Origin of the sequence: uncultured Mucilaginibacter sp. (assembly GCF_903913935.1) — a bacterium.
In the GTDB taxonomy this organism is placed as follows: Bacteria; Bacteroidota; Bacteroidia; order Sphingobacteriales; family Sphingobacteriaceae; genus Mucilaginibacter.
In genome coordinates this window covers 1-12175 of the sequence record NZ_CAIWNH010000412.1, presented here as the reverse complement: position 1 = coordinate 12175, position 12175 = coordinate 1, and the positions used below count along the sequence as shown (strand labels likewise).

The following is a 12175-nucleotide window of genomic DNA, read 5'->3' as shown; positions in this document are numbered from 1 at the left end:
TTAATTATTGTGGAAATATTTGCGATCACAAAGGGGGCGTCAATTGCTCAAAAAAAGAAAAAACATGCTCCTATAAAATAGTCCCGGATAGTGCCTTATATTTACAAGGACAAAATAAAAATTGTTAATCATTGACAATAAACCATAACAATTTTTATGAGCAGAAATTGATTCACCATGAAAAAGATATTTGGCGCCCTTTTAAATTACTTTATTAAAGGGCTGTTAATTGTTGTACCGCTTGGGGCAGCTTTCCTCTTAATTTTTTGGGCAGTAAAAAGTATTGATAACGCGCTTAACTTAAGCGGTATATTATTGACTGATGCCAAAGGCAAGCCTATTTACATTCCCGGCCTGGGCATTTTAAATGTTTTAGTGCTGATCTTGATTGCGGGCATAATGGTAACTAACGTAGTAACTGACCCTATCAAACGATGGTTCAATCGCTGGCTTAACCGTTTACCTCTTTTAAAATTCCTGTATTCTTCCATAAAGGACCTTACTGAGGCTTTTGTTGGGGAGGAAAAAAAATTCAATGAACCTGTTATCGTCGAAGTGAATGAATTTGGTTTGAAAAAGATAGGATTTATGGTACAGCGCGACCTCACTAAACTAAATTTACCTGGCGATGTTGCGGTTTATTTCCCCTTCTCTTACTCCTTTGCCGGGCAAGTGGTCATCATATCAGCCGATAAAGTAAAACCAATTGATAAGAGTGCCGCAGATATGATGAAATTTGTAATATCCGGCGGTGTAAGCGGTATTTAGATTCAGGTTGTTATCAATCCGCCATTTGCTGTTTTTAGCCCAAAAAATCAGGCCCGTTTAAAACTTCTTATGGCGATAAAAGTACTGATAAGCATCAGCACCGCCCCTAAAAGATACGGCGCACCCGGGTAATAAACTTCCGATCCTTTTTTGGTAAAGAAAAAAAACACATAGCTGAATAGCAGCGGGCCGATGATGAGGCTGATGCTGTTTAAAATCGCAAATGCGCCTTGTAGTTCGCCCTGTTCATTTTTTGCTACCTTTTCGCTGGCTAAGCCTTGTAAGGCAGGGCCGGATAAGCCGCCCAGGCAATAGGGAACCATGCAGAAATATAGCATCCAGCCTTTGCCTGCTATGGCTATCAGCAGCAAACCCAAAGCATAAAATATCAGGCCGGCAATAATATTCTTTCGCTGGCCAAATTTCGGGACGGTATACCTGATCAAACCTCCCTGTATACCGAACAAAACCAACCCGATGAATAGCCCCAAGTAGCCTACGCTCGCCGGGGTCCAGTTAAATTTTTCATAAATGAAAGTCGACAGCAAATACTCTACCGCTTTTTGGCCTATATAAACTATAGCGGTAGCGCTCAACAAGGTGGCGAGTGTTGGTTGTTTTTTATAAATCCTTTGCAATGATAAAAACGGATTAGCCCTGCTCCATTCAAATTTTCTGCGATTTTCTTTTGCTAATGATTCAGGTAACACGAACAAGCCGAACAAGGCATTTGCAAAGGCGAAACCTCCGGCTGCTATAAAAGGCAGCCTGATATTAATAACAAAAAGAAAAGCACCTAAAGCGATCCCTACAATCAGGCCTATTGCCGAAGCTGCACCGACAAGACCAAAATTAGCGGCTCTTTTGTCTCCTGTACTCACATCTGCAATATAGGCTGTGGCGGTGGAAGTACTTGCGCCGCAAACACCTGCTATAAACCGCCCAACAAATAACCACGCAATAGTTGGTGCAAAGGCCATCACCACATAATCTAACCCAAAACCAAATAACGAGATCAACAAAATGGGACGTCGCCCGTAGCGGTCGCTGAGGTTGCCCATAATGCTGGCAAATATCAGCTGCATAGAAGCATAAACAAAGGTTAACCAGCCAATATATTCCGATGCTTTATTCACATCGATATGCCCCAATACCTGCAATAACTTCGGCAGCACCGGAATAATAATACCTAAACCGAGCACATCAATAAAAATGGTAATAAATATAAAGCTTAATGCTGCGGATTGTTTCGGTTGGGGCATGCTTATAAGTTGATTGGGTTGATAAAGTTAAATTAAGTTGATTGAGTTATTAATAAAAACTTTTATACGTTGATTTATGATCAACTCGGCACAACATACTCACTAAATCAACTTAATCCAACTTAATCAACTAATTTAATTCCGTTTAAAACTCCTGATGGCTAAAAAAGTACTGGCAAGCATTAACACTGCGCCTAAAACAAAAGGCGCCCCGGGAAATTGAAATGGTGCAGCCTTGCTGGTAAAAAATGAAAACGACCAAGCCATTATTAACGGTCCGAAGATAGAACTTAGACTGATGAGGCTGGTTAAACCACCCTGCAATTCGCCTTGTTCATTTGCCGGCACGCTGTTGCTCATATACCCTTGCAACGCAGGGCCTGCTATTCCGCCCAGGCAGTAAGGAACCAAAATTACAAACATCATCCACCCTTGCGAAGCGAATGCAAATAAAAACAAGCCGATGCTGTAAAGTGATAAGCCGATCCAAATACTTCGTTCCTGCCCAAGTTTAGGTATAACAATACGGATAAGACCGCCCTGAACGGCTGCAACCATTATCCCGACAAACCCTAACGATAAACCTACCATACGATTACTCCATGCGAATTTTTGGATAGTGTAAAATGTCCAGACACTTTGAACAGATTGTACAGCAAAATAAACCAGGAAAAGAGAAACCGCCAGGCCGAAAACCTTTTTATATTTATTTAATTGCAACAACGAACCTATGGGGTTTGCCCTTAACCAGCTAAATGGCCTGCGGTTTTCAACAGCTAAAGATTCTGGTAAAATAAAGTAACCATAACCAGCATTTAACAAAGCTAAAACTGCCGCTGCAATAAAAGGGTATTGTGTATTAAAACCTCCTAAAAATCCACCGATAACAGGCCCGAAAATAAAACCAATGCCAAAGGCCACACCAACAAGTCCAAAATTTGCCGCGCGTTTATCTGGTGTACTTATGTCGGCGATATAGGCATTTGCAGTAGTAAAACTTGCACCTGTAATTCCGGCAATAACCCTTCCTACAAATAACCATCCTATTGATGGCGCAAAAGCGAGAAATAAATAATCAATACCAAAACCAAGGAGAGAACTTAATAAGACGGGCCTACGGCCAAATTTATCGCTCAAGTTGCCAATTACTGGCGAGAAAAAGAATTGCATAGCAGCATAGGCAAAGGCCAATCCACCAGCATAAATGGCTGCCTGACTTAAACTACCATGAATAAGGTGTTGAATTAGTTTTGGCAATACCGGTATGATAATGCCAAAGCCCATAACATCAATTAAAATAGTAACAAAAATAAAGCCTAATGCGGCTTGACCTTTAGGTTTGATCATAATACCAAAATGTTGTTAACATTTCTTAAAAATTCGGTTTCAGCACATATTTCTCGTAAAACTTAAAGATATGCCCTGCTGCTTCTTCGGCCGTATCAACCAACCGGTAAAGGTTCAGGTCATCGGGGTGGATATTGTGCTCCTGTGCAAGCATTTTTTCTTCGATCCAGTTAAAAAGCCCCTTCCAGTAGTCAATGCCCACAAATACGATTGGGAACCGGGCGATCTTGCCGGTTTGGATCAGCGTGATCGCTTCAAATGATTCGTCCATTGTTCCAAAACCACCCGGCAAAATGATAAAGCCCTGGGAGTATTTCATGAACATCACCTTCCTGATAAAAAAGTAGTCAAACTCCAATATTTTATCCCTGTCGATGTATTTATTATGGAATTGTTCAAAAGGAAGTTCAATGTTTAAACCAACAGACTTACCACCCGCCTCGTATGCGCCCTTGTTGGCTGCTTCCATCACACCGGGTCCGCCACCTGATATAACACCGTAGCCGCGTTCTGTTAAAATACGGGCAGTTTCTTCGGCTAACTTATAATACGGATTATCATTATGGGTTCGAGCAGAACCAAATATGGAAACGCAGGGTCCTATTTTAGCCAGCTTTTCGAAGCCTTCAACAAATTCGGCCATTATTTTAAAGATCTGCCAGGAGTCGGTAACTTTTATTTCCTGCCAGTTTTTGTTTTCAAATGCTTGTCTTATTTTTTCTTCACCGGTCATGGATAATTATTGAATTAGTGAATTAGTGAATTGTTAGTTAAGTAGAGGTTTAATGAATGACGGCCGTTTTTGTTTTTGGGGATGACGTAATAAATAAACCCGCGAAGGTAATCAAGCCGTTAAAAAGGATCAATTCGTTATCAAAAACATAACCACCCAGCAATCTGGCCGAATTGATACTCAGGTAATAACATATCGCCGGCGAAATCAAACAAATAAACGGCACCAGCTTATCCTTAACCTGCCGTTTACCTGCAAAAAGCCCGAAGGAGTACAAACCAAGCAGCGGCCCGTACGTATAGGATGCCACTTTAAATATCGCATTCACTACAGCCCCATCATTGATGGCATTAAAAATAATAATGGTTAAAAACATCGCTCCGGAGAAAGCGATATGCACGAAATGCCGGGTAGTTACCATTTGCCTGCTGCTGGTGGCTTCCTTTTTATCAAACCCTAAAAAATCCACACAAAATGAAGTGGTTAACGCAGTTAAAGCAGAGTCAGTTGTCGCGAAAGTAGCTGCGGTTAAGCCAAGCATAAACACCATTGCGGGCACCAGGCCCAAGTATTTTAGGGCGATAGTTGGGTACAGGTAATCGGTTTTCTCCACCTTAATACCGTATTTATTGGCGTAGATCCAAAGCAGGGCGCCAACACTTAAAAAGAAAATGTTGATCACCACAAAAACTGCGGTGAAGCTGAACATATTCTTTTTTGCTTCGCGGATATTTTTTAGGCTGAGGTTTTTTTGCATCAGGTCCTGATCTAGGCCCACCATGGCCACTGTAATAAACAATCCACCCAAAAAAGCCTTTACAAAATGGAACTTACTGCCCATAAAGTTGGTAAAAAAGAAAATCTTTGAATAACTGCTGGTCTTAATCGCTTCTGCGGCCTGGAATATGCTGAGGTGAAGACTCTGGCAGATAAAATAAATAGATAAAAAAACCGACGACACCAAAAACAAGGTTTGCAGGCTATCGGTAATAATAATGGTTTTTAAGCCGCCTTTAAAGGTGTACGACCAGATCAGCACCAGGCAGATCAAACCAGTTACAGCAAACGGAATGTGATAACTATCAAAAATAAACTTTTGCAGGACGATCACCACCAGGTAAAGACGGAATGCTGAACCTATGATCCGGCTGATCAGGAAAATACCTGCAGCCGTTTTATAGCTCCAAACGCCTAAAGCGCCTTCAATATAACTGTATATCGAAGTCAATTTTAAGCGGTAATAAAGCGGCAGTAAAACAGTAGCAATAATAATAAAGCCTGCCGCATTACCTAAAACAAACTGAAAATACTCAAACTGGTCGCCGGTGGGTGCACCAACCTTGCCTGGTACAGAAATAAAGGTTACGCCGCTCAATGCAGTGCCAATCATCCCGAATGCTACCAGGTACCATTTTGAGTTGCGGTTAGCAACGAAGAAAGTATCATTGCTGGACGATTTCCTTGACGTTAGCCACGAAATTACCAGCAACACTAAAAAGTAGCCTATAATGAAAGAGAGTAGTATACCTGGTGACATATATTTAGTCCGAAAGTCGGGAAGTCCGAAAGTCCGAAAGATTGATTTTCTTACAGTTAATCATATTTCATTCCTTATTAATCCCGACTTATTTTAATGCGTTTTTCAATCCATTTATCATAACTAAAATCTCTTCACATAATGAATAAATTTTAGCGAAATTTTCCTCAGTTATCAAATTTCGTTTTTGGGCTAAATATAGACAACCTACAACTTCCACGTTTGATCGTAATGCATATCCTAAGAATTTATTGAATTCTGCATTTGACTGCCCGGTCGACCCTTCAGCAATATTTAATGAAACAGAATCCCCTGCTCTTTTTATTTGCGCAGTTAATATAAACAATTCATCTTTAGGAAATGACTTGGTCAATTCATTAATTTCAAAAGCAAGATCAACCACTTTTTGCCAAACTTTTAACTTTTCAAATTTAAAACCCATAGCAAAGGAAAACTTATTGCGTGCAAGTTATCAAACAAAAACTATTTAACACTTTAATTTAACTTCCCAACAAAAAAATCTTCCGGACTTTCGGACTTCCGGACTTTCGGACTAATAACTATCTTTGAGCAATGAACTTTTCATCCAAATTACTGGAAGATGCCGTTGCTGAATTTTCAAAACTACCGGGTGTTGGGCAAAAAACCGCCCTGCGATTGGTGCTGCACCTTTTAAATCAGGATGTTCAGGATGTAGAAAGATTTAGCAAGAGCATTAGCAAACTGCGTAACGAGATCCAGTTTTGCCAGGTTTGTTTAAACATTTCTGATCATCCGGTATGCGAGATTTGCGCTTCGCCAAAACGCGACCACAGCCTGATTTGTGTGGTTGAGGACACCCGCGATGTGATGGCTATTGAAAACACCAATCAATACAATGGGGTTTATCATGTATTGGGGGGACTGATCTCGCCAATGGACGGCATCGGCCCTTCAGACCTGGAAGTGGATTCTTTGATTGAGCGCTTAAAGACCAATGAGGTACAGGAAGTTATTTTCGCCCTGAGTGCTACCATGGAAGGCGACACTACTTTGTTTTATTTGCATAAAAGATTAAAAAATTTCGAAATAACTATCTCAACTATTGCCCGTGGCATAGCTTTTGGAGGTGAATTAGAGTACGTAGACGAAATCACATTGGGGAGATCCATTGCTACACGTGTACCGTATATCAATTCACTATCAAAGTAACATGAAGCTATCAGTAATTGTGGTTAATAACAATGCCGGCGCATTGCTTCAGCAAGCGTTAAATTCTTTAATTAGTGCTTGTAAAAACATTGATTACGAATTGATTATAGTTGACAACACTTTAACAGAACACGCCACCGATGCGCTGCAAAGTCAATTTCCACATGCTTTATTCATCACCAATACTACTTATCAGGGTATAGCCAAAGCTAACAATGAGGCGATCAACCAGGCCAACGGAGAGTATATTTTAGTAGTCAGTACGGATACAATTTGCGGCAAAGACTCATTACAGAAGGCTTGCTCCTTTATGGATGAGCATCCCGATTCAGGAGGACTTAGCGTGCGGATGCTTAATCCGGAGGGCCGCTTTTTACCGGAATCTATACACGGCTTAGATAGATACTGGGCTGAATTTCTAAAGTTTATCGGCTTTGCCCGTAACCTCAGTAAGACCCGCTTATACAATCGCAACCGTAAGGATTGGGTTGAAGAATTTCAAATTTCAGAAATCGATATTCTGAGCAGCGATTTTATGTTGCTACGCAAATCTGTGCTAAACGAAATTGGTTTATTTGACGAACGCTTTTTGATGTACGGTCATAATATTGATCTGTCATACCGCATCAGGCTTGCCGGCTATAAAAATTATTACTTCCCCAAAACATATATCATTAACTATGAAAGGCAGCAATTGCCAAAATTTAGCTGGAATTACATTAAGTATTTTTATGGAGCGATGATTATCTTCGCCGTTAAATATTTAATACGGGTGCCTCAAATAAAAGTGGATGGCATCCCGGCATTGTTCCAGCATTCGTATGAAGTTAAAGGATAAAACAGTTATCATCACCGGGGCGTCATCAGGCATCGGAAAATCACTTGCAACAGAATTTGCCAAACGCGGCGCTAACCTTATTTTAGGCGCCCGGCAATTTGTTACCTTATGCGAACTTGCACAAAGCCTTGAAAAAGAATTCGGGATAAAGGCTGTTGCCGTTCAGTGTGATGTAACACATGAAGAAGATTGCGATCATTTGATCAAACAAACCCTCGTTACTTTCGGTAAAATTGATATATTGATCAATAATGCAGGTATCTCCATGAGAGCTTTGTTTAACGATGCCGATGTTAAAGTTTTAAAAGCCGTTATGGATGTAAACTTTTGGGGCACGGTGTACTGTACCAAATATGCATTGCCTGAAATTTTAAAGACAAAGGGCACTATTGTCGGTGTTTCTTCTATTGCCGGGTACAAAGGTTTACCGGGCCGTACGGGCTATTCGGCCTCGAAATTTGCAATGAATGGCTTCCTGGATGCATTAAGGGTAGAAAATATAAAAACAGGCATTAATGTAATTACCGCATGCCCTGGGTTTACGGCATCCAATATCCGTAATACTGCTTTAGACCAAAGCGGACAACAACAGGGTGAAAGCACCCTGCACGAAGAAAAAATGATGACGTCAGACGAGGTTGCCAAAATTATTGCTAATGGTGTAGAGAACCGTGCACGTACACTCATTATGACCGGCCGGGGCAAACTAACGGTATTCTTAAGTAAGATTTTACCGGGATTGTTGGATAAACTGGTTTATAATACTATTGCAAAGGAGAAAAACTCTTTATTGAAATAGAGCATCAGCAATATTTTATTTTTATATTAATCGATTTCCAAAAAGGATATCTCAGAATTTAAGACAAATTCCTTTATTTCATTTGATTTAGAAAGTAATTTATTAGCGATTTTAAGGTTTGACGAATTGCCAAAACGCAACCAGACGATTTTAGGAGGAGATCCCTTTAAAGTAGCTAAATCAATAAAATCACTGTCAAATGTTACGATTGTAAAATCGTTTTTGAAAGCATACATCCAAATTTCAAGGTCCGATGCATCGACTAAATTAAGCTGTTTGACTTGTTTTACATAATCAAAAGTATCGGATAGAAGCGAAACCACTCTGAACGAAATATTCTGATCAAGAAGTATTTTCACGAAACTACTCTTAATTTATGTTCTTTGTCTGCGGCATATGACAAACAAGCTTTTATTTGGTCTTCAGTTAATTCTGGAAAATCTGAAATAATATCGTTTACAGACAGCCCTTCAGATAACCAACTTAACACATCGTATACAGATATCCTGGTACCGATAATGATAGGCTTCCCAAATCTCTTTTCGGGATTGATTTCAATATATTGCGTGTAATTCATTATGCTAATATACCAATAATTTAAAACAAGGTAAAGCAGTTCTAATTTGTCGAGAGTTGAATGGCTTATTTATTAGCGTATCTGTTAAAATATTTTTTAAAGTCTATGAACCATCAACGATGAACTAAATATTCGCCACCAATTCATGTTCACTGATCTTGCTCAGATCCAATACTATCCGGCCATCGTCATCCCGGTTAAATACTGGTTTAAATTTAGCGTCCCAAACTATTTCGTGGTATTGATAACTGGTACGGGAGTGAACCGTTTGCGAAAAAGTATCATCAAACGCCCGAAGTAATATGGCAAACCCTGCTTCCGATTTTTCAAGGTCTTCTTTTGTCATGTCAACCAATGGGCTGTTTTCATCCAGCGGATGCACGATGGTCCAGTTCATCGTCAGTACGCTCACCTTGCGCCTTTCCACTTCAAGGGGATAAAATCGCCGCATTACCTTGCCATCCACATTTTCATTAAATGAGAAAATAATCTCAATCTCCAGGTCGATCAGGATATTTCGGCGTAAATTGGCCAACCTGAACATAACTCCTTTGCTATTTTCGAGATAAGGAGCCACCAAAATATTCTTACTGTATATAATCTGTGCCGACGGCCTTGAAAAGCGCCCATATAATAATCCTGTAGCCAACGCAAACGCAAGCAGGCCCATCATCGATTCCAATGCTGCTACACGATTGGCACCCATTCCTCTTGGGCTGATGTGCCCGTATCCTACTGTTGAAATAGTTTGTGCCGAGAAAAAGAAAGCGTCCCAAAAATGGTTGAATTCGGTATTGCCTGAACTACCGTCCAAACTCCCAGCCCCAAATGACATATATATGAATGCGAATATTACATTTAAAACAGCGTAACCGCTTATCACCATGATCCAGAATTTTGTCCAGCTCATGGTTATTAGTGTATGATAGTTATTTGCGGTATTAAAAAATGGCAGGCCCACCCTTTTTACATTAGGGCTGCCGTCTTTATTGATCAGCTGCTGGTTTTTAATCACCGGCTGAGGGCCAAAGCCAAGATCATCTTCCGGATTTATTTTTCTTTTACGTATCGCCATTTTATCGGTTGATCATGCTGATGGATCGAGCTGTTGATTAAGTTTGTCCAAATATATCACATCTTATTAAACGGACATTTTTTTAATTTAATCAGCTTGTCGCGTAAAAATATCATTCTGCTTGCTTTTAGAAAAAAAATCTCCATATTTGTGCCATAAAACAATAATGAAAACATTAAACAATAATTGGTGGTGGCTTAACGAGTAATCGTAAGGCAATTCCATTTTTGTTTTTTAAAGATATTCAGAAGGGTTGCCAGTAATGGTAACCCTTATTTTTTGCCCCCCGGCCCCCTAAAGGGGGAGAAAAAGGCGGGTAAACAGAAATACAAATTAATTAACATTTAAATTCCCCCTTTAGGGGGTTAGGGGGCATGAAACAGATATTAAATCATCTTTTTGAACACAAAACCTTTACCCACGGCCAGTCAAAAGAAATTTTGACCGCTATCGCGCAGGGTAAATACAACAATTCACAAATGGCGGCATTTATGACGGCCTATTGCATGCGCAGCATTACGGTGAATGAGCTGGAAGGTTTCCGCGATGCCATGTTGGAGCTGTGCCTGCCAATTGAGCTGGAGGCAGGCGAAGTAATTGACCTTTGCGGTACCGGTGGCGATGGAAAAGATACTTTCAATATATCAACTCTGGCTTCTTTTGTTGTAGCGGGCGCTGGCTATAAAGTTGCCAAACATGGCAACTATGGCGTTTCATCGGGTTGCGGCTCATCCAATGTAATGGAATTTTTGGGCGCAAAATTTACCAATGATACTGATGTACTAAAAACAAATATTGACAAGGCTAATATTTGCTTTTTGCATGCCCCGTTATTTCACCCTGCTATGAAAACTGTCGCACCTATCCGCCGGGAATTGGGTGTAAAAACATTCTTTAATATGCTCGGTCCGCTGGTTAATCCTGCACGGCCTAAAAACCAACTGGTTGGCGTATTTAACCTGGAACTGGCGAGAATATACGCTTACCTGTACCAGAAATCCGACAAGCGGTATACCATATTAAATGCGCTTGAAGGCTATGACGAAGTATCACTAACCTGCGATTTTAAAACCTTTTCAGCCGATGGCGAAAAGATCAACAGCATTGAAGCACTTGGTTTTGAAAAACTAAGCCCAAAAGATATTTTAGGCGGAAGCAGTATCAGTGACTCAGCAGATATATTTTTAGCAGTATTGAATGCAAAAGCAACAGCAGCACAACAAAATGTGGTTTTGTGCAACGCAGCGCTGGCAATAAAAACCATCAACCCTGAAAAAACTTTTGCAAATAGTTTTTACGATGCGGAAGAAGCGCTGGTAAGCAAAAAGGCTTTAAAAAGTTTTAAAACTTTGATAGAGAACTAAAATGAAAGTAAAAGTCTGCGGTTTAAAAGTTCCTGAGAACATAGAAGCGGTTGCCGCTTTGAACCCCGACTACGCGGGCTTTATATTTTATGGACCATCGCCAAGGTTTATTGATAAATTGACGATCGAAGCGTTAAGCCAGGTCCCATCTTACATCAAAAAGACCGCAGTTTTTGTTAACGAAACCAAAGAAAAAGTAAGTGAGCTCATTGATCAATATCATTTTGATGCCATTCAATTACACGGTGAGGAAACACCCGATTTTGCCAATTATTTTAAAGGAAAAGTTACAGTTTTAAAGGCTTTCGGTGTAAATGAGGATTTTGATTTTAGCCGGCTGGATGAATTTAAAAACAGTGTTGACTTTTTTCTGTTCGATACTAAAACCACTATTCACGGCGGTTCCGGCAAAACATTCAACTGGAAATTATTAAACAATTACAAACTGGACGTCCCCTTTTTTTTAAGCGGCGGCCTATCACTTGAAAACCTGGAAGAAGTAAAAAACATTCGTCATCCTCAATTTCACGGTGTGGATCTCAATAGTAAATTTGAGATAGAACCGGGGCTGAAGGATATCATTAAATTAGAAAAAGCATTTGACATCATTAAACAAAATCCTATAAATGAACTACGGAGTTAATGAACAGGGTTATTATGGCGATTTTGGCGGAGCTTATATCC

General features: G+C 40.1%; 14 protein-coding genes. 6 read left to right on the top strand and 8 right to left on the bottom strand.

All coding sequences use genetic code 11. The features are described 5' to 3' along the window. Positions 1-177 precede the first annotated feature (177 nt). The gene (locus QZY09_RS16715; protein WP_295674196.1) at positions 178-768 is read left to right on the top strand and encodes a DUF502 domain-containing protein; all 591 of its coding nucleotides are present in this window, start codon (positions 178-180) and stop codon (positions 766-768) included. A gap of 47 nt (positions 769-815) precedes the next feature. Here the strand turns inward: QZY09_RS16715 and QZY09_RS16710 are convergent, their stop codons facing one another. The 5 genes from QZY09_RS16710 to QZY09_RS16690 form a co-directional block, all read right to left on the bottom strand. Beyond that, on the bottom strand, positions 816-2030 hold the full coding sequence (locus tag QZY09_RS16710) for a TCR/Tet family MFS transporter (RefSeq protein WP_295674193.1): 1215 nt from the start codon (positions 2028-2030) through the stop codon (positions 816-818). Positions 2031-2165: 135 nt separating this feature from the next. Next, on the bottom strand, positions 2166-3377 hold the full coding sequence (locus tag QZY09_RS16705; protein ID WP_295674192.1) for a TCR/Tet family MFS transporter: 1212 nt from the start codon (positions 3375-3377) through the stop codon (positions 2166-2168). Positions 3378-3402: 25 nt separating this feature from the next. Next, entirely contained in the window at positions 3403-4110 is a 708-nt protein-coding gene (locus tag QZY09_RS16700) for a TIGR00730 family Rossman fold protein (protein WP_295674191.1), read from the bottom strand. A 49-nt stretch (positions 4111-4159) separates the two neighbouring features. Next, positions 4160-5647, bottom strand: a complete 1488-nt coding sequence (locus QZY09_RS16695) for a sodium:solute symporter (RefSeq protein ID WP_295674189.1) — start codon at positions 5645-5647, stop codon at positions 4160-4162. A gap of 88 nt (positions 5648-5735) precedes the next feature. Continuing rightward, the gene (locus QZY09_RS16690; protein ID WP_295674188.1) at positions 5736-6089 is read right to left on the bottom strand and encodes a four helix bundle protein; all 354 of its coding nucleotides are present in this window, start codon (positions 6087-6089) and stop codon (positions 5736-5738) included. A 131-nt stretch (positions 6090-6220) separates the two neighbouring features. On the opposite strand from QZY09_RS16690, the gene recR reads away from it, so the two are divergent. The 3 genes from recR to QZY09_RS16675 are packed head-to-tail and all read left to right on the top strand — an operon-like array spanning position 6221 to position 8475. Continuing rightward, a complete protein-coding gene (gene recR, locus QZY09_RS16685; protein WP_295674186.1) occupies positions 6221-6838 on the top strand; it encodes a recombination mediator RecR in 618 nt (205 codons plus the stop codon). Between the two features lies 1 nt (position 6839). Beyond that, positions 6840-7676, top strand: a complete 837-nt coding sequence (locus QZY09_RS16680) for a glycosyltransferase (protein ID WP_295674185.1) — start codon at positions 6840-6842, stop codon at positions 7674-7676. Then, positions 7660-8475 carry an SDR family oxidoreductase gene (locus QZY09_RS16675; protein ID WP_295674183.1) on the top strand — a complete coding sequence of 272 codons (816 nt, stop codon included), beginning with the start codon at positions 7660-7662 and terminating at the stop codon, positions 8473-8475. The genes QZY09_RS16680 and QZY09_RS16675 overlap by 17 nt, the downstream gene beginning before the upstream one ends. A gap of 26 nt (positions 8476-8501) precedes the next feature. On the opposite strand, the gene QZY09_RS16670 is transcribed toward QZY09_RS16675, so the two are convergent. The 3 genes from QZY09_RS16670 to QZY09_RS16660 form a co-directional block, all read right to left on the bottom strand. Continuing rightward, the gene (locus QZY09_RS16670) at positions 8502-8834 is read right to left on the bottom strand and encodes a DUF5615 family PIN-like protein (protein ID WP_295674180.1); all 333 of its coding nucleotides are present in this window, start codon (positions 8832-8834) and stop codon (positions 8502-8504) included. Then, positions 8831-9052: a DUF433 domain-containing protein gene (locus tag QZY09_RS16665; protein WP_295674179.1), complete on the bottom strand. Its 222-nt coding sequence runs from the start codon at positions 9050-9052 to the stop codon at positions 8831-8833. Before QZY09_RS16665 ends, QZY09_RS16670 begins: the two co-directional genes overlap by 4 nt. 124 nt (positions 9053-9176) lie before the next feature. Further along, on the bottom strand, positions 9177-10127 hold the full coding sequence (locus tag QZY09_RS16660) for an ion channel (RefSeq protein ID WP_295674178.1): 951 nt from the start codon (positions 10125-10127) through the stop codon (positions 9177-9179). A gap of 374 nt (positions 10128-10501) precedes the next feature. Here QZY09_RS16660 and trpD point away from each other — a divergent pair, with 374 nt between their 5' ends. After that, positions 10502-11491 carry an anthranilate phosphoribosyltransferase gene (gene trpD, locus QZY09_RS16655; RefSeq protein ID WP_295674176.1) on the top strand — a complete coding sequence of 330 codons (990 nt, stop codon included), beginning with the start codon at positions 10502-10504 and terminating at the stop codon, positions 11489-11491. 1 nt (position 11492) lies between these two features. Next, positions 11493-12134 carry a phosphoribosylanthranilate isomerase gene (locus tag QZY09_RS16650; protein ID WP_295674174.1) on the top strand — a complete coding sequence of 214 codons (642 nt, stop codon included), beginning with the start codon at positions 11493-11495 and terminating at the stop codon, positions 12132-12134. Positions 12135-12175 lie beyond the last annotated feature (41 nt).